Genomic DNA, 17,130 nt, shown 5'->3' on the forward strand with positions numbered 1-17,130 from the left:
GCGCACGCGAACCAACGCCGGGTTCAGTCTTGTCAGCGGATCGTGTTGCTTTTTCAGATCTGCAGCTGTTCCAGATCATTCAGCAAGTCCAGAAGCTGGTCGAGCCGTTCGGTTCCATATTCCGATTCCACAGCGCGGTGGATCGCATTCGCCGCGGCCAAATTGTCCATCAGCAATTGCCGCCCCGCAACCGAGATTGCGACGCGTGTACAGCGCCTGTCATCCGGATCCGGACGGCGGGCAATTTGACCCGCCTCTTCCATCGCGCGCAAAATTCGCGTCAGGCTAGGCAAAAGCAGGCATGTTTCGCGCGCGATCGTCGATTGCTCGACTTCACCCAATTCGTCCAGCGTGCGCAGGATGCGCCATTTCTGCTCGGTCAATCCCGATTGCAAAAGCATCTCGCGGATCGGCAACATGATGCGTTCGCGCGCCCGCAACAAGGCGATGGGAAGCGTGCGCGCGGTATCCCGATAGTCTGGGTTCTCTTCAGAATTCTGCATTTCGGCTTTATCACCCTAAACATTTGAAAAAACAACGACCGGTCTGCACTTCTGACCGTCGCACCCCAGCGTTGACTCGTTGCGGTGCATTTGCCTTCGATGATCTGCCACAGGTGCCTGCGAAACAGGCAACCGGACGGAATTGCACCGACTGGGGCAAAATGCGCGTCTCGGGCCGATTGATCCCGGGCTCATAGCGATGTAAGGGGAGCCTGTCAAAACAGAGTCGCTGCAGGATCGGGTTGCACAACCCGCCCCGCTTTCGACGCCACGCAGGTGGCTTCATACTCTTGGATCCCACGCCCAGAAAGGCAAAAAAGGTAAAGAAATATGGTAGATAAATCAAACTTCGACATATTGTATACCATTGTAGACGAAGCGCCGGAACTGGCGAGCGCCTCATTTCTGCCAATCATTCGCAAGTTTGCTTCGGCCGCTGGCGTGAGTGTCGGCACCAAGGATATTTCGTTGGCTGGCCGGATCATTGCCACCTTCCCCGAGAACCTGACCGAAACACAACGCCAAACAGACGATCTGGCCGCATTGGGCGAATTGGTAAAAACTCCGGACGCGAATGTGATCAAGCTGCCCAATATCTCGGCTTCTGTACCGCAGTTGGTAGCGGCGATCGCCGAACTTCAGGTACAGGGCTACGATATTCCGAATTATCCCGAAGATCCGCAAACCGACGAAGAAAAGGTGGTTCGTGCCCGCTACGACGCCATCAAGGGATCGGCGGTAAACCCGGTTCTGCGCGAAGGCAACAGCGACCGCCGTGCCGCCAAGGCGGTCAAGAACTACGCTCAGAACAACCCGCATTCGATGGGTGAATGGGCTTCGGACAGCAAAACCAAAGTCTCGTCCATGTCCGGCAATGATTTTTACGCGAACGAGAAATCGGCCACTGTCACCGCTGCTCAGGCCGGTAACGCCAAGATCGAATTCGTCGGCAATGACGGCAGCGTGACCGTTCTGAAAGACGGCTGGCCGCTGGCGGCTGGCACCGTGGCCGACGCGACCTTCATGTCGGTTAAGGCGCTGTCCGCGTTCCTGGCCGAGGCTATCGAGGACACCAAAAAAGACGGCACCATGTTCTCGCTGCACATGAAAGCCACGATGATGAAGGTCAGCGACCCGATCATCTTTGGTTATGCGGTCAAGGCATGGCTGGCCCCGGTATTCGAAAAATTCGGCGCGGAACTGGACGCGCTGGGTGTGAACCCGAACTCGGGCCTGGGCGACCTGCTGGAGCGTGTTCAGGGCAATACCGACATCATGGCCGCCATCGACGCGATCAAGGGCGACCGCCCCTCCATGTATATGGTCGACAGCGACAAGGGCATCACCAACCTGCACGTTCCGTCGGACGTGATCATCGACGCCTCGATGCCGGCAGTGATCCGCGCAGGCGGCAAGGGCTGGGACGAAACCGGCGCCAAGGGTGACACCAACTGTGTGATCCCCGACCGTTGCTATGCGGGTGTCTATGACGAGACCATCAATTTCTTCAAGGCCAATGGCGCACTGAACCCGGCCACCGCCGGTGCGGTCGCCAACGTGGGCCTGATGGCGCAAAAGGCCGAGGAATACGGCTCGCACCCGACCACGTTCCAGGCCCCCGCCGACGGCACCATCCGCGTCGTTCTGGCCAATGGTGAGACGCTACTTTCGCATGAGGTTGAACAGGGCGACATCTGGAGGTCCTGCACGGTCAAGCAAGCGCCGATCGAGAACTGGATTCAACTCGCGATAGACCGTCAGCGGCTGACAGGGTCCGAGGCGATCTTCTGGCTGGACACCAACCGCGCTCATGATGCCGAGCTGATCAAATACGTCACCCCGGCGCTCGAAGCCGCGGGCGTGGCCGACAAGTTCCAGATCATGGCCCCGCGTGAGGCGACGCGTCAGTCGCTGGAGACGATAACAGCGGGCAACGACAGCATCGCCATCACCGGCAACGTGCTGCGCGACTATCTGACCGACCTGTTCCCGATCCTCGAGCTGGGCACTTCGGCCAAGATGCTGTCCATCGTCAAGCTGATGAATGGCGGCGGTCTGTTCGAAACCGGTGCGGGCGGTTCGGCCCCGAAACACGTCCAGCAGCTGGTCGAGGAAAACCACCTGCGCTGGGACTCGATGGGTGAGTTCTGCGCCCTGGGGGAATCGCTGAATTTCCTGGCGGATGTGAAGGACAATGCCAAGGCAGGTGTTCTGGGGCGCGCAGCCGAAGACGCAACCCAGGGTATTCTCGACAACAACAAGTCACCCAGCCGCAAGGTCGGTCAGCCGGACAACCGCGACAGCCACTATTGGTTCGCCCGTTACTGGGCCGAAGCTTTGGCGGCGCAGACCAGCGATGCCGAGCTGGCGGCCGAGTTTGCTCCGGTTGCCAAGGAGCTGGCCGACAAAGAAGAGCAGATCCTTGGCGAGTTGGCCGCTGCTCAAGGCGCGCCTGCAGATTTGGGCGGCTACTATCACACCGACGCGGCGAAAACCGCGGCGGTCATGCGCCCTTCCGCTACACTGAACGCCATTATTGGCTGACAATACCGAACCCCCGGAGTTTCTCCGGGGGTTTATTTTGCCTGCGGCCCGATGAGTCCACCGAATTTTTGGGTGATTTCCGCAGCAGCCTCGGCGACCGCCTTGCCGAAGGCATCGACTGAATCGACCGAAAATCGGCTACTGGGGCCTGAAATCGAAATCCCGGCGCAAGGTTGCCCCGTCTCATCAAAAATGGCGCTCCCGATGCAGGATATGCTGTCATAACGCTCTTCCGCGTCAAATGACCAACCGCGCCGTCGTGTTTCGGCCAGGTCCTCAAACAGATCTTCGGGATCCGCGCGAGTGTGCTCGGCGAACGCGGTCTGGCCCGCCCCCTTCAGCAGGTTTTGACTTCGCGGTCTTCAAGCATTGCCAGGATGGCCTTGCCCGTGCCCAACGCATGCATCGCCGTGCGCGGTCCCGGCGGGAAAAATGCCCGCACCGAATTGCGCGTCTCGACCTGATCGATGAAAATCACTTGCGCCCCGTCGGGACTGCCAGGTTGGCCGTTCCCCCGGTCTTTTCCATCAACGCCCGCATGTCCGGTTGCCCGATCTCGGTCATACTCGTGCGATGCAGATAGGCCGATCCTGTGCGGCAAGCTTCAAATCCAATCATCCACTCCTGCATAATCTCGTCGAAGGAAACGAAGTCTTTCTTTTGCAGCGTGGCCAGAATCCGATGAATGGTGGCTGGTGGAATGTCCAGACGAAGCGACAGGTAGGTCAATGTTGCCCGCCCCACGTTTGCTACGGCAACCAGCAACCCAAGCGCGCGGTCCAGGGATGCAACGTGGCTGAACTGCTGTCCGAAAAAGATAACTTTGGCCGCCCGCGTGGGCGTTTCTGAGTCGCCACAAGCAATAGAAGATACCTCCCCTGTCCGACCAGAACCCTGTCTATATTTCCGGCCCGACCAACATCCCGGATCGGCTGCGTCTTGCAATGCAGGCCCAGACCCACGACCACCGCGCGCCGGATTTCGTGGAAACCTTTGCGCCGGTTCTGGAGGATACCAAAAAGGTCTTTGCCACCACCAAAGACCAGGTCATCACATTTCCCGCCAGTGGCACCGGCGGTTGGGCGGCGGTGGTTTCCAACACGCTCAGCCCCGGCGACAAGATTTTGGTCGCACGCTACGGCATGTTCAGCCACCGCTGGATCGACCTGTGCCAGCGGCACGGGCTGGACGTCCAGATCAACGAATGCCCTGGGGCAGCGGCGCGCCCGCCGACAAAGGCCACAAGATCAAGACCGTTCTGACCACCCATAGCGAAACGGCCACCGATCCGCTTTCCAGTTGCGCGCGGCCGCCGAACAGCGCGAATTCGACAAGGTCGTCGCTTGGGATCCTCATCCTGAAATGCTGCTCCGCCTCGGCGTCTTGGCCGAAGACCTGGGCCTCGCGTTCGGGCCCGTCATGCAAGAGGCACTGGGCGCACAGGCCGATGTCATAATCACCATCACCTCGGCCTTCGAACCGTTGCTGATGAAGGACTGAATATAACCGGCACCCATACCGCCTGCGTGGGCACCGACACCAAAGGCAAGCAAGAGGTCGACGCTGCTCTCGACGCCGCGGCCTCTGTCTTCACCGACGAGATCGCCCAATCCATCACCGTAGGCGAGGCGCAGCACGCGACGGCATAAGGGTTGATTGCCGGCAACGACATCACGTCGATCGGCGATCTAATCAACGCCGACAAACCGGGGCGCACCAGTGACAGCCAGATCACACTATTCCACGGAACGGGCGTCGGATTGCAGGATCTCGCCGTAGCATCAGTGGCGGCGCGGCTGGCACAGGAACGCGGCTTGGCGGGAACGGCTGTCTTGTGAACACTCCAAACAGGTCCCATCCAATGGAACGTTCGACAAGATGGCCCGTTCCGAACCCGCGCTTCGGTCCACGGCATTGCGACCGGGACCGAAACCGCTGATGCCCTTTTCAAAGATGCCGGGCAGGATGTTCAAACCCCGGCGGTCAATCGACGGGACGAACCATTGGGCCGGACGTCTAGTGCGACATGAACACCGGCACGTCGGCACCGGCGATCACGTCGGTGGTCGCCCCGCCAAAGAACTCGTGAGAGAACTTGCTGTGCTCGTAAGCGCCCATGACAATCAGCTGCGCTCCGACCTCGTTCGTTGCCCGCAGAATTGTCTGGCCGACAGATCGCTCTCTGGATCGTACTATCAGTTCGGCCCTGATACCATGTCTTTCAAGGTTCCTCAGCAGCAGGTCGGTGCCGTCAGGGGCGGCCTTGGCCACGCAAAGCACGGTGACCTTGGCCTTTTCTTCAAGGATCGGCATGGCATCGCCAAGGGCGCGAGCGGCGGAGCGTTTGCCATCCCATGCAACAATCGCATGATCCGCCAAGCCCTCTTTTTCATATTTGTCGGGAACGATCAGTATCGGGCGCCCGCTTTGCAAGGCTATCATGTCAGGGTTGGCCGCAAGATGGGTTGCGGTCACATCACTCTCTGGGACACCCGTGACAACAAGGTCAAAACTGCGTGCATATTTACTCAGAGCAACGCTTTCCTCATCTTCGATCTCGACAAATTCCGCCCGTTCAGAAAATCCGGCGGCGGCGGTTTCGCGCGCGAACCTCTCTGCAACTCCACGAATTCGGGCCGCATCGTTTTCATGCACGGTCTTGATGATCTCAAGCGGTATCTGCCCGCCGAAACGCGTCTGCAACAGCGGGCGTCCGTGTCGTATGATGCCCGTCAGCCATCCATCATGATGCTTGGCGATCTTGATGGCATAGCGCAGACTGCTGATAGCGGTGTCCTTGCCGTTATAGGTGCAAAGGATGTTTCGGGTGGTCATCGTTTCAATCTCTAGCCGGTGAAAGTTGCAATATCTCCCGTGCCTGCCGCCAGGTAGCCACTGGGCGCTCATGCCGGTCACACAGTTCGACCGTACGCCGAACCAGCGCCGCATTGGAAGGTGCCAGTGTGTCTCGGTCAAGCCGAACGTTGTCTTCTAGACCGGTGCGGGTGTGGCCACCGGCGGCGATGGCCCATTCGTTGACAATAATCTGGTTTGGGCCAATGCCTGCGGCGCACCATTCGGCATCGGGCGCACGGTCTTGCATGGTTTTCACGTAAAAGTCGAACACGTCGCGGTCGGCGGGCATGGCATTCTTTACGCCCATAACGAACTGCACGTACAGCTTCCGGGGCAGAACACCCTCGCCGTGCATTCGAATGGCCTGCAGAATATGGCTGAGGTCAAAAGCTTCCACTTCCGGAGTTACATTGTATTGCCGCATTTCACCCGCCAGCCAGGTCACAAGATCCGGAGGATTTTCGTAAACCCGCGTGGGAAAATTGTTCGAGCCGACCGACAATGAGGCCATGTCAGGTGCAAGCGGCAGCATTCCGCCCCGTGCTCTGCCCGCGCCCGACCGGCCGCCGGTTGAGAACTGAATGATCATCCCGGGGCAATGCGTTTCCACCCCTTCCTTGAGGCGCGCGAATTTCTCGGGGTCCGAGCTTGGTGTCTGGTCGTCATTGCGCACATGAGCGTGGACGATCGACGCCCCGGCCTCAAAAGCTTCATGGGTGCTTTCGATCTGTTCCGTCACGCTGATCGGCACTGCCGGATTGTTGGCCTTGGTCGGCAGTGATCCGGTGATGGCAACGCAGATGATGCAAGGTTTGGTCATTCGCCGGCTCTTGTTGACATGTGCGTCAACCGGGCCATTCCGGATGACGGATCATTTGGCTCAGATATCGAAGAAAACGGTTTCGTCCTCGCCCTGAAGCTTGATGTCAAAACGATAGATCGCCTGCCCGTCCCGTTCGGTGCGTTTCGCAATCAGGGTCGTGCGGCGACGTTCCCACTCGATCAGGTTCAGCACCGGGTCAGCGGCGTTGGCTTGCGCTTCGTCTTCGAAATACAGGCGCGTGTTCAGACCGACATTAATGCCGCGGGCCACAATCCACAGATTGATATGCGGGGCCTGAATGCCGACGTTGCGCCCTTGGGTCGGTCCGGGTTTGATCGTGTCGAACCCCCATTCTCCGGTTTCGAAATCGGTGATGACGCGGCCCCAGCCGCGGAACCCGTCTTCGACCTCGCCTTCGTCTTCCGGGTGCGCATAGTGACCATCGGCATTTGCCTGCCATGCCTCCAGCAGCACGTCCTTGATCGGGCTGCCGGTGCCGTCGATGACAACGCCCTCGACGCGAATGCGCACTCCGCTTGCGTTCGGGCCTGCGATGTCGTGCCCAAGTTCCTGTTTGTAGATGTCAAATCCGGCGGCCCCTGGCGCCAGGCCGATATGAACGTATGGCCCGGCCGTCTGTGACGGAGTTTCCTTGAGATAGTTCAGGTCCTGCGGCATGGTCAGTTCCCTTCCAGACGATTTTCGAAAAGGGTCGAACGGCGCCCTCTGAGCACGATGTCGAATTTATAGGCGATTGAATCGAGCGGGATGGTCGAGTTCAGGTCCAAAGGCGCGATCAGGCGCTCAATCGCGTCCGGGTCGGGTATGGTGTTGATGATCGCGCATTTCGGGATCAGCGGATCGCCTTCGAAATAGCATTGGGTAATCAGGCGTTGCGCGAAAGCGGTGCCGAAAACCGACAGATGGATATGCGCGGGCCGCCAGCTGTTGACCCAGTTGCGCCAGGGATAGGCGCCGGGTTTGACCGTTCGGAAAAAATAATACCCGTTCTCGTCGGTCAAGGTCCGGCCACAACCGCCGAAATTCGGGTCAATAGGGGCGAGATAAGTGTCCTTCTTGTGCCGGTAGCGCCCACCGGCATTTGCCTGCCAGATTTCGACCAGGGTATTGGGAACAGGACGGCCATTTTCATCCAGTACCCGGCCGTGCAGGATGATACGCTCGCCAATGGCGCTTTCGCCGGGTTGGGCGTAGTTATAGATCAGATCATTGTCCTGCGGATCGATGTCATTGTGACCAAAGACCGGGCCGGTGATCTCGCCAATCGAGTTTTGCAGTGAGATCAGTGAGTATTGCGGTGAACGGGATACGCTGGTCTTATAGTTCCGGGTAAGGGCCGGGGGATGCCATTCGCGGTCCCGTTGATAGAACTCGCCTGGTTTCAACATGATCGGGCTCCTCCTCCTTGCATGTCCAGGATTGCGCGCGCGTTTCCGGTCATTTCTCTTCCATCTCGTCATAGGTCTGTTTCGCCAGCTTCAGCGCATGGTTGGCGCGTGGCACTCCGGCATAGATTGCCACATGCTGAAACGATTCCAGCACATCCTGCTTGCTGGCCCCTGTCCGGGCCGTGGCCCGGATGTGCATCGGGATTTCCTCGAAGTTCCCCAGCGCCGCAAGCAGGGCCAGTGTCAGCATCGAGCGTTCTCGGTCGCTGATCCCGTCCGACGCCCAAACTGTGCCCCACGCCCCTTCGGTGATCAGTGTCTGGAACGCTTCGTCCAGTTCCGATTTTGCCGCCTCGGCGCGGCTGACATGTGCATCGCCCAGAATCCTTCTGCGTACGTCCATTCCGTTCCGGTATCGGTCGTTCATCCGGGCATCTCCTTTGGAACTTCGGTCGGATGACCGTCACATTCGGCGGGCCAATGCAACCGAACCCGGTTCTGGCTTTCCATCCGCATCAGTATGGCAACCCCACATAGTTCTGCGCAAAGACCGACTGCGCCTCACGGTTTTCCCGCAAAAAATCTATATCCGCCTGCTGCATCTTGAGGTCGAACTCATTCTGGTACGGGAACCGGTGCAAAAGGTTGGTGGTGGACCAGCTGAAACGTTCGGCTTTCCAGATACGGGCCAATGCCTTCTCCGAATAGCGGTCGATACCTTCAGTGTCCCCCTCCTCGTAGAACTGGATCAATCCATGGTAGAGATAGTGGATATCACTTGCCGCGGTGTTTAACCCCTTGGCGCCGGTCGGGGGTACGATATGGGCGGCATCCCCGCACAGGAACAATCGCCCCCAACGCATCGGTTCGGCAACGAAGGACCTGAGCGGCGCAATGGATTTTTCGATCGACGGGCCGGTCACCAGTTTATTGGCATATTCTTCCGGAATGCGCCGCTTGAGCTCGGCCCAGAATGCCGCGTCAGTCCAGTCGTCGGGGCTGTCGGACAGGGGACACTGGATGTAGTACCGGCTGAGGTTTTCATTGCGCATCGAACACAGGGCAAAACCACGATCCGACCCGGCATAGATCAGTTCGTCATTGACCGGAGGGGTTTCGGATAAAACCCCGAGCCACCCGAAAGGATAGAGTTTTTCGTATTCGCGCCGCACCGTCAGCGGAATGTTCTGACGACTGACCCCATGGAATCCATCGCAGCCGGCGACATAGTCGCAGTCGATGCGATGCTCGGTGCCATCTTCTGTGTAGCTCACACAGGGCGTTTCGGTATCCGCCCCGTGAATTGTAACATTTTCAGCGTTGAAAACGACTTTGCCATCCATTGCCGCGCGGGCATCATAAAGATCACGGGTCAATTCGGTCTGGCCATAGACGACAACGTGACTGCCGGTCAGCTCCTTGAAATTGATGCTGAATTCCGTTCCGCCATAGGAAATCACGGCGCCGTCATGCACAAAGCATTCCCTGTCCATTCGCTCCGACACGCCGGCCTCGCGCATCAGTTCGACAAAGCCGACCTCCAGAATACCGGCGCGAATGCGGCTCAGCACGTAGTCTTTGGTCTTCCGTTCCAGAACGATCGTATCAATACCTTTTCGGTGGAGAAGCTGGGCCAATAACAGCCCCGACGGGCCACCGCCAATGATGGTGACTTGCGTGCGCATTGCAATCCTCCCCAAATCGCTGGACCAGATAATGCTTGCCCCGAACACCAATGTAAAATGATCTTATTATTCCTCCCGAATCCCGCTGTTAGTCAGGCTCTGCCGCTGGTGGCAACAGATCCATTTCGGCGCCGGTCATTTGCGCGATCAGGTTTTCCAGCCTCAGGTCGCCGGGATTGGCCTGACGGGCCGCCGCGATCAGGGACCGCACCCGGTCCTCCTGCCCTGAAATGGCAGCGATCCGGATGCGCATGATCCATGCATCGACAAGCCTGGAATCCAGCTGAACCGCTTTGGAAAAGGCAAGCTCAGCTGCGGGCAGGTTCCGTGTTACCAGGGCAAACCCACCCAATTGCATGTGGGTTTCAGGGAAATCCATCCGTGCACCCATGGCGCTTTGCCATTCTCCGATTGCACTACGAAGCGATGCGACAACTTTGCCGGGCAACTGAGCAATCGGTGCATCGAACAGGTTCCGCGCGGCCGCAATCCTGACGTTGCGCATCGGATCATCCAGTGCCGGCGAAACCTTTTGCACACGCTGATACCCTGAAATCGCGCGCATCGCTTCGACGGTGGCGGCGCGAATGACAGGGTCCGGGGCGTCTATCAATTCCGCGATACCGTTGAATTTTTCGGCATCTCCGGTCTGTCCGATCAGCCAGATCGCCGTGGCCCGCACGAGTGCCGAGGTCTGGTCGCTGCGGGCCAGTTCCATCAGGTCATCCGACGCCAGGACCGGGTTAATTTCCGCACGCGCCAGAACTTGCCCGAAATGCGGTCCGCGCTTGTCGCTATCCGGAAACCATTCGCTTATTCGCGCGGCGGCCCACGCGGGGCTCTGATCGGAATGACAATTGGTGCAAGCGTCCGGCGCCCCTGTTTCCGCCGTCAGGTCCGGGCGCGGAATTCGGAACGAATGATCGGCACGCCAGTCGTTGCCCATATAGACCTGCTGGGTCATATGGCAGACCCGGCAATCGGCGCCGGGGCTGCCCATAGGGTGACGGTGGTGGACGGGGCTGTCGAATTCCGCCAGCGGCAGGCTGGAAAAACGCGGATTTCCATCGGGATTGTGGCATTGGGTGCAAACGGCGTTGCCCGGGGCGATCAGTTCGGCCGTGTGCGCATCGTGGCAGTCGGAACAGGTGACGCCCATTTCGTACATTCTGGACTGCAGGAAGGAGCCATAGACATAAACCTCATCCCGGATTTGCCCGTCTGGATAATACAGCCCGGGCCGCAGAAGCGACAAGTTGTAGGCATCGTGATAGGCCGTGCCGGGTTCGGGACTGGACGCCAAAAAGGCTTCGCGTCGCGAATGGCAACCGGCGCATTGCTGGATCAGGCCTTCGGGTGTGGAAAGATCTGCCGAAAATCCGAAATTGGCGGGGCGTTCCGGTCGCTGGTCGCGTTCAGCCCATTCCGCGTGGCGGGCACCAGGCCCATGACATGCCTCGCATCCCACTCCGATCTCAGCTTGCGTTGTCCGGTAGGTCCCGGTTCCAAGATCAAAGCCCGCGTCATACCCCGTCGAGTGGCAAACGCCGCAGCGCGCGTTCCAGTTTTTGTAAGGTCCCGTCCAATGCAGACCATCTGATGGCGGGACATTCTGATCCGGGTAGAGATGGAACCATTCGGATTTTTCCGTGTCCCACACGACGTCAAAACTCTGCAGCCGACCTGGCCGTGTCTCGAGCAAGTATTGCTGAAGAGGTTCGACGCCGACAACCGAATGCACCGGATAGTCGGTCGTCCGCCCGTCACGCTCCGTCACGGTGATACGGTGGGTGCCATCCTCGTCCACATCAAACCGCGCCAGCATATCTCCCAATCTGAACTCGGTGCCATCGAAATCGGCCAGAATATTGTCCGGCGTTGCCTCGGTCCAGGCCTTGGCGTGATGTGAGTTTTTCCACAGTTCCGCTTCGGCCTTGTGACAGTCGGTGCATTTGTCCGATCCGACGTATCCATCCACTTGGGCATGCGTTGTGGTGGCCATGCCCAGGAGTGCAAATGTGGCGATAGTGATCAGGCGCATCGCGGTCCTTTTGGTGGTAAAATTTCTCTGAAAGGCTTCAGCGAAAAAAGTAACGTGTGTTGAACGGGATGGTGCCACTATGGCGCGCATCCGGCAAAGCTTTTTCTATAGGATTTATATATTTGGGTCCCGGGCTTCGCGTTGTGCGCAAACCCGCCGATCGTCCCCCGCGAAAACGGTCTGCGCCGCATCAGGTGATCAACGGCATCAAAATCGCCAATGAAGCGGGAATACTTACCGCGGCAATCAGTGTCTGAAGCGTCACGATAGCCGCCATCAAAGGCGCGTCGCCGCCCAAATGTTTGGCCAACGTGTACGAGGCAGCACCGGTTGGCACCACCGCATAAACCACCGCAATTTGCAGCACGTTCTGCGGCAGTCCGATCATCAGACCGACAATCAGCACCGTAGCCGGAAAGACTACCATTTTCCCCGCAAATGCCAGGATCAGAGGCAACGCGCTGGCCGCCATCGCGCGCACCCGCAAATTCGCACCCACCGCCAGAAGCGTGATCGGCAAGGCCCCTGCACCCAAAATATCCGTCGCATCATGGACCACGGGAATTCGGTCGCCTATCAGTTGATTGGCACAGATCGCCAGAACAATCGAGATGACATAAGGGTTTCGCGCCAGTTCACTCAGGATCGCAACGGGCAGGCTGGTGGATTTGTTGTTTTTCAATGCGGCGACCAGAATCACTACCATCACGATATTTGTGACGGGCACCAAAATGGCCGTCGCCAAAATGGCAATGTCCAATCCCGCGGGTCCAAACAGATTTGCCGCCAACGCAAGGCCGATGAACGAGTTGTGGCGGGCGCTGCCCTGAAGGATCGACGTGGCCTGAGGCGCGGCAAACCCCATCAGACGCGCGCTGACAACCGCAAAGATCAGCGCACCCACAAACCCGCTCAGAATGGTGATTGAATACAGACCCAGCGCAGATTTATCCAAGGGTGACAACGAAATCTTGGTGAACAGCAGGCAGGGCATCAGCACCCAATAGACCAGCTTGTCGTTCAGGTTCCAGAACTCTGTGCTGGGAATGCCACCCTTTCGCAGCGCCAGCCCCAGAGCGATGATCAGAAAGATCGGCAGGATAGAAGTCAACGTGGTCAGCATGTCAATCCAGCGGCGATTTCGGTCAAACACAACGGGAAACGGTCACCGGATGAAGTACATTGCATTTCATCCCCGGTCTCGCGGCCAGACCCTTAAAGCGACCCCTCAGTGTCGTTGTCAATGACGCCCATTGCATCAATCTCGACCAGCAGGGACGGGTCGGCCAACCCTTGTACGACCACACCGGTGGAACAATGATGCACCCCTTCGAACCATCGGTTGATCGCCGCGTATACGGCAGGCCGATACGAGATATCGGTGACATAGACCGTGAGTTTGCAGATATCCATCAGGCTTCCGCCGGCCTCTTCCATCCAGCGTTTTATGTTGCGGCAGGCCTGATCCGCCTGTGCACCCGGATCGCCTTCGCCAATCAGGGTTCCATCCAGCAAGGTCCCGACCTGGCCTTGCATGAAGACGAAATCCCCACGGGCCCGGATCGCCTTGGAATAGGTCGCCTGCGCGTGATAACGGGTCTGGTATTTGTGGATATGCGTCCGGGCCATTGACACTCTTTTTCTCAGGCGGTGGCGCGGGCCAGATAGTCTGCGACCATATCACCAAAACTCTGTTCGACGGCAAATTCGAATCCGCCCTCGCATCGCATCACCAGCGCCTTGAGACCGAATAATTCGGAAAACGTGACCGCATCCTCGCCAAACACAGTGTCATGCAGATCCAGCGGACAGGCAATGGACATTACCTCGCCTGCCTGTGGTCCGGTTACGCGAAAAAAGGTCAGCGTGTCAGAAACCCGTACCATACTGATGTCAGCAGGGCAGTCGGCGGGCCTGAGCTTTGCCTCCAGATCCTTTTCCAAATTCAGCGAGGATCGAGCAATCCAGTGTTGGCGTCCGATGTGATACAACTCGACGGCATCGCTTTCTGTTCGCGTGTTGGGCTGTTCCGGCAACTTGGGCAGGGCCTCACCGGCCCAACTTTCAATCGCTTCGGGTGTCCCTTTGAGGTCGAACAGCGCGATCAGGCCCTGCCTTGCGATCTGTACGTCATAACTCATTTCAGGACCTCAATAATTTGCCGTCCGGGTCGTGGAAGACCGGTTTGGTAACAGTGACCGGGATCGACCCGTCCTTCAGTCGCACATGCGCGGTTTCTCCATGCCGTGCATGGCCATTTTCCAAAAGCGCCAGACCGACCCAGCGGTCGCAGACAATGCTCCAGACGCAAGCGGTGACCAACCCTTCGGTCGCCTGCTTCCGCCCGCCCGGGGTCAGCGGCGCGCCCTCCGGGATCTGCCGGTTCGGATCCTGCGGCAGAATGCCCACCAATTCACGCCGGATGCCGCCCCGAGCCCGCCGCAGAGCAACGGCGCGCTTGCCCAAATAATCGGATTTCCGCCTGGACAACACCCATCCCATTCCAAGATCATGGGCATCGGCCGTTCCGTCCACCTCGTGGCCCAGCGACAGGAACCCCTTTTCGACCCGCAGCACGTGGTTGGCCTCGGAGCCAACAGGCTCGATGCCAAACGGCGCACCGGCCTCAATAACCTTGTCCCACAATTCGCGCATGTGCCGGGGTGCTACGTTGACCTCAAAGGACAACTCACCCGTGAAACTGACCCGCATCACCCTGGCGGGCATGCCCGCCACGGTGCCTTCGCGGAAACTCATGAACGGAAAGACGTCGGGCGACAGGTCGATATCGGTTCCCATGGCCTGCAGGACCTCGCGCGCATATGGTCCGCAGATCGTGGCGTTGTTCCATTGGCTGGTCACCGTGGTGATCATCACCTTCCAGTCGGGGAATTCCGTTTGCAGCAACTTTTCCATATGCTGGTTCATCGCGTCCGCGTGTCCGGTCGAGGTTGATAGCACCCAGCGATGTTCGTCCAACCGAAAGGTCACCCCATCGTCCAGGATCAGTCCGTCGTCCGACAGCATCAGCCCATAGCGCCCCTGTCCCGGTTTCAGGCTGGACATTACGTTAGTGTAGATGAAATCGAGAAACTTGCCGACATCCTTTCCCTTGAGCTCGAACGTGCCTAGCGGAGAACCGTCATAAACTCCGACCCGTTCGCGCACCGCACGGCATTCGCGGTTCACCGTCTGCTGAAAGCTCTCGTGTCCGCGCGGGAAATAGCCGGGCCGACGCCAACGCGCGCCCGCCTCGTACATGAACGCTCCCTGTTTCAGGTTCCACGCGGTCACCGGCGTATGGCGATAGGGAAACAAAACGCTTCCCTCGCGAACGCCACCGATCGCGCCGAAGGATACCGGCGTATAGGGCGAGCGAAAGGTGGTGGTGCCGACTTCCTGCAGCGGGCGGCCTTGTTGCATCGCAACCGTGCCGATGATGTTGATGTTGCCTGTCTTGCCCTGGTCGATCCCCATGCCGCCCGTGGTATAGCGTTTTACGTGCTCGATATTGTCGTAGCCTTCGCGCAATGCCAGATGCACATCGTCCACCGACACGTCGTTCTGCAAATCCAGAAACGCCTTGCCGCGCTGCCCATCCACATCCACCCGCCAGAGGGGCTCGACCGCGTAATCCAGTTCTGCGCCGCCATCGACTATCCGGTCCAGCGTCATCTCTGCGGCAGCGGCGCCCACGACCCGGCAGACCTGAACGGCCTGATCGGGGGCAAATCCGGCGATGGTATCGTCGAACCGCAACGAACTGCGTGATTGCGACCACAGATGCACGTTCGGGCTCCAGCCTCCGGACAGCGCCAGGATGTCGCAGTCAATCCAACGATCCGCACCGCCGTTCAGCGGTTTCGCCAGGACGGCCCTGACCTGTTTGCGCCCACGCACACCCGCCGCGACAGTGCCGCTATGGACCGGCAAACCCCGTACGGCATCCAGCGCGGCTTGCGGGACGCTCTGGCGGCTGTCGAGAATGGCGGCCACTGTGACGCCCCTGGACACCAGATCAGCGGCGACGCCGTAGGCGCTGTTATTGTTGGTGAAAACTGTCACGCGCCGCCCCGGACGCACCCCGTAACGGTTGACATAGGCCTGCACCGCAGAGGCCAGCATCACGCCAGGACGGTCATTGTCTCCGAATACCAGCAGACGTTCGGTGGCACCGGTGGCGATCACGACCTCACCTGCCCGAACCCGCCAATTGCGTTCGATGACCGAGGGATTCTCGGGCGTGCGTTCGTTCACTATCAGCAGATTGTGCTCGCGATAGCCCCAGACAGTTGCGTTTTGCAGATGGGTGACATTCTCCATCGCGTGCAATTGGGCCACCGCATCCCTCACCCATTCCATCGCCGGCGCGCCATTGATAGTCAGGTCGCGGTTCAGCAGGCTGCCGCCGGCCTCGCCGCCTTCATCCGCCAGAAAGACACGTTTGCCTGCCCGGGCGGCCTCCAGCGCTGCACGCAGGCCCGCTGGTCCGGCCCCGACGACCAGTGTGTCGGCATGGGCATGCCGGGCTTCGAAATGGCCCGATGCGGGCGGGGCGCCGGGTGCCGCGGCAAGCCCTGCAGATTTACGGATCGCAGGTTCGAAAAGATGCCAGTTCGGCCATTTGAAGGTCTTGTAATAGAACCCCGCCGGGATGAACCGCGAGATCAGTTGATTGACACCGCCCAGATCGAAATCAGGCGAGGGCCAGCAATTGACTGAACGGGCACTCAGTCCTTCGCGCAACGGCACCGTTGTGATCGGGTTGTTGCCCGAGGCATCAGCACCGTCGAGTTCCACCAGCGAGGCCGGCTCTTCCGGCCCATGCCCGACGATACCGCGAGGGCGGTGGTATTTGAAACTTCGCGCGGTGATCCGCACACCGTTGGCCAACAGCGCCGAGGCCAGAGTGTCGCCCTCGTACCCTTGATAGGACTTGCCGTTGAAACGGAAACTGACAGGCCTCTGGCGATTGATCCGGCCACCCGAGGGAAAACGGTTCTCATTTCCCATCCGATTCCTCCACGATGTCATGGGTTGCGGTATCGCGCCAGATCTCGAACCAGGTGCCGCAGCCGCGCGCGTGCCACCAGCGTTCTCTTACCGGCCCCAGCGGGTTCGGCACGACAGTCAGGTATTCGACCCATTCGGCATCGCTGGCGGTCTTGGGATCGGGCCGACTAGCGCCGACGGGCCCGCCATGGATAAACTCGCTTTCATTTCGGTGCCCGCAGAAGGGGCAAGGAATTTTCATCATGTTCCTGTCTTT

Annotated in this window: 16 protein-coding genes and 2 pseudogenes; 3 read left to right on the top strand and 15 right to left on the bottom strand. The window is 59.2% G+C overall.

Going from position 1 to position 17,130, the window contains the following annotated elements:
- Positions 1–53: 53 nt before the first annotated feature.
- Positions 54–503, bottom strand: coding sequence for a MarR family transcriptional regulator (locus ACR0AO_RS14415; RefSeq protein WP_480604718.1), 450 nt, complete (start codon positions 501–503; stop codon positions 54–56).
- Positions 504–833: 330 nt separating this feature from the next.
- Between ACR0AO_RS14415 and ACR0AO_RS14420 the strand changes: the two genes are divergently transcribed.
- Positions 834–3,047 carry an NADP-dependent isocitrate dehydrogenase gene (locus ACR0AO_RS14420; protein WP_480604720.1) on the top strand — a complete coding sequence of 738 codons (2,214 nt, stop codon included), beginning with the start codon at positions 834–836 and terminating at the stop codon, positions 3,045–3,047.
- 32 nt (positions 3,048–3,079) lie between these two features.
- On the opposite strand, the pseudogene ACR0AO_RS14425 reads toward ACR0AO_RS14420, so the two are convergent.
- Together ACR0AO_RS14425 and ACR0AO_RS14430 are read right to left on the bottom strand one after the other, a co-directional pair.
- Positions 3,080–3,525, bottom strand: a pseudogene (locus tag ACR0AO_RS14425) (IclR family transcriptional regulator).
- Entirely contained in the window at positions 3,522–3,776 is a 255-nt protein-coding gene (locus ACR0AO_RS14430) for a helix-turn-helix domain-containing protein (protein WP_480604722.1), read from the bottom strand. The pseudogene ACR0AO_RS14425 and the gene ACR0AO_RS14430 overlap by 4 nt, the downstream one beginning before the upstream one ends.
- A gap of 215 nt (positions 3,777–3,991) precedes the next feature.
- On the opposite strand from ACR0AO_RS14430, the gene ACR0AO_RS14435 reads away from it, so the two are divergent.
- Positions 3,992–4,309, top strand: a complete 318-nt coding sequence (locus ACR0AO_RS14435; protein WP_480604724.1) for a hypothetical protein — start codon at positions 3,992–3,994, stop codon at positions 4,307–4,309.
- A gap of 16 nt (positions 4,310–4,325) precedes the next feature.
- Positions 4,326–4,885, top strand: a pseudogene (locus ACR0AO_RS14440) (ornithine cyclodeaminase family protein); the annotation flags it as partial.
- Between the two features lie 178 nt (positions 4,886–5,063).
- On the opposite strand, the gene ACR0AO_RS14445 reads toward ACR0AO_RS14440, so the two are convergent.
- From ACR0AO_RS14445 to ACR0AO_RS14500, 12 genes are all read right to left on the bottom strand, one after another.
- Positions 5,064–5,882: a universal stress protein gene (locus ACR0AO_RS14445; protein WP_480604726.1), complete on the bottom strand. Its 819-nt coding sequence runs from the start codon at positions 5,880–5,882 to the stop codon at positions 5,064–5,066.
- A gap of 4 nt (positions 5,883–5,886) precedes the next feature.
- Positions 5,887–6,723 (bottom strand): 3-oxoadipate:acetyl-CoA acetyltransferase, encoded by an 837-nt coding sequence (locus tag ACR0AO_RS14450; RefSeq protein ID WP_480604728.1) that lies wholly within the window; start codon positions 6,721–6,723, stop codon positions 5,887–5,889.
- A 60-nt stretch (positions 6,724–6,783) separates the two neighbouring features.
- The gene (gene pcaG, locus ACR0AO_RS14455; RefSeq protein WP_480604730.1) at positions 6,784–7,404 is read right to left on the bottom strand and encodes a protocatechuate 3,4-dioxygenase subunit alpha; all 621 of its coding nucleotides are present in this window, start codon (positions 7,402–7,404) and stop codon (positions 6,784–6,786) included.
- Positions 7,405–7,406: 2 nt separating this feature from the next.
- Complete coding sequence (pcaH, locus tag ACR0AO_RS14460) at positions 7,407–8,135, bottom strand: protocatechuate 3,4-dioxygenase subunit beta (protein ID WP_480604732.1); 729 nt, start codon at positions 8,133–8,135, stop codon at positions 7,407–7,409.
- A 49-nt stretch (positions 8,136–8,184) separates the two neighbouring features.
- Positions 8,185–8,562, bottom strand: coding sequence for a 4-carboxymuconolactone decarboxylase (gene pcaC / locus ACR0AO_RS14465; protein ID WP_480604734.1), 378 nt, complete (start codon positions 8,560–8,562; stop codon positions 8,185–8,187).
- A gap of 88 nt (positions 8,563–8,650) precedes the next feature.
- Entirely contained in the window at positions 8,651–9,820 is a 1,170-nt protein-coding gene (gene pobA / locus ACR0AO_RS14470) for a 4-hydroxybenzoate 3-monooxygenase (RefSeq protein ID WP_480604736.1), read from the bottom strand.
- An 88-nt stretch (positions 9,821–9,908) separates the two neighbouring features.
- Entirely contained in the window at positions 9,909–11,861 is a 1,953-nt protein-coding gene (locus ACR0AO_RS14475; RefSeq protein ID WP_480604738.1) for a multiheme c-type cytochrome, read from the bottom strand.
- 190 nt (positions 11,862–12,051) lie between these two features.
- Positions 12,052–12,984, bottom strand: a complete 933-nt coding sequence (locus ACR0AO_RS14480; RefSeq protein WP_480604741.1) for an AEC family transporter — start codon at positions 12,982–12,984, stop codon at positions 12,052–12,054.
- A gap of 92 nt (positions 12,985–13,076) precedes the next feature.
- On the bottom strand, positions 13,077–13,490 hold the full coding sequence (locus tag ACR0AO_RS14485; protein ID WP_480604743.1) for a RidA family protein: 414 nt from the start codon (positions 13,488–13,490) through the stop codon (positions 13,077–13,079).
- Positions 13,491–13,504: 14 nt separating this feature from the next.
- A complete protein-coding gene (locus ACR0AO_RS14490) occupies positions 13,505–14,002 on the bottom strand; it encodes a sarcosine oxidase subunit gamma (RefSeq protein ID WP_480604745.1) in 498 nt (165 codons plus the stop codon).
- A 1-nt stretch (position 14,003) separates the two neighbouring features.
- Positions 14,004–16,874 carry a 2Fe-2S iron-sulfur cluster-binding protein gene (locus ACR0AO_RS14495; protein ID WP_480604747.1) on the bottom strand — a complete coding sequence of 957 codons (2,871 nt, stop codon included), beginning with the start codon at positions 16,872–16,874 and terminating at the stop codon, positions 14,004–14,006.
- Positions 16,864–17,118, bottom strand: a complete 255-nt coding sequence (locus ACR0AO_RS14500) for a sarcosine oxidase subunit delta (protein WP_480604749.1) — start codon at positions 17,116–17,118, stop codon at positions 16,864–16,866. Before ACR0AO_RS14500 ends, ACR0AO_RS14495 begins: the two co-directional genes overlap by 11 nt.
- Positions 17,119–17,130 lie beyond the last annotated feature (12 nt).

The sequence above is a fragment of the Ruegeria sp. AF8 genome (assembly GCF_056541825.1).

Bases quoted from the DNA above. Each gene is read 5' to 3' on its own strand.
- ACR0AO_RS14450 (WP_480604728.1), bottom strand. From the start codon at position 6,723: ATGACCAAACCTTGCATCATCTGCGTTGCCATCACCGGATCACTGCCG.
- ACR0AO_RS14485 (WP_480604743.1), bottom strand. From the start codon at position 13,490: ATGGCCCGGACGCATATCCACAAATACCAGACCCGTTATCACGCGCAG.
- ACR0AO_RS14415 (WP_480604718.1), bottom strand. From the start codon at position 503: ATGCAGAATTCTGAAGAGAACCCAGACTATCGGGATACCGCGCGCACG.
- pcaG (WP_480604730.1), bottom strand. From the start codon at position 7,404: ATGCCGCAGGACCTGAACTATCTCAAGGAAACTCCGTCACAGACGGCC.
- pcaH (WP_480604732.1), bottom strand. From the start codon at position 8,135: ATGTTGAAACCAGGCGAGTTCTATCAACGGGACCGCGAATGGCATCCC.
- ACR0AO_RS14495 (WP_480604747.1), bottom strand. From the start codon at position 16,874: ATGGGAAATGAGAACCGTTTTCCCTCGGGTGGCCGGATCAATCGCCAG.
- pobA (WP_480604736.1), bottom strand. From the start codon at position 9,820: ATGCGCACGCAAGTCACCATCATTGGCGGTGGCCCGTCGGGGCTGTTA.
- pcaC (WP_480604734.1), bottom strand. From the start codon at position 8,562: ATGAACGACCGATACCGGAACGGAATGGACGTACGCAGAAGGATTCTG.
- ACR0AO_RS14475 (WP_480604738.1), bottom strand. From the start codon at position 11,861: ATGCGCCTGATCACTATCGCCACATTTGCACTCCTGGGCATGGCCACC.
- ACR0AO_RS14445 (WP_480604726.1), bottom strand. From the start codon at position 5,882: ATGACCACCCGAAACATCCTTTGCACCTATAACGGCAAGGACACCGCT.
- ACR0AO_RS14480 (WP_480604741.1), bottom strand. From the start codon at position 12,984: ATGCTGACCACGTTGACTTCTATCCTGCCGATCTTTCTGATCATCGCT.
- ACR0AO_RS14435 (WP_480604724.1), top strand. From the start codon at position 3,992: ATGCAGGCCCAGACCCACGACCACCGCGCGCCGGATTTCGTGGAAACC.
- ACR0AO_RS14420 (WP_480604720.1), top strand. From the start codon at position 834: ATGGTAGATAAATCAAACTTCGACATATTGTATACCATTGTAGACGAA.
- ACR0AO_RS14490 (WP_480604745.1), bottom strand. From the start codon at position 14,002: ATGAGTTATGACGTACAGATCGCAAGGCAGGGCCTGATCGCGCTGTTC.
- ACR0AO_RS14500 (WP_480604749.1), bottom strand. From the start codon at position 17,118: ATGATGAAAATTCCTTGCCCCTTCTGCGGGCACCGAAATGAAAGCGAG.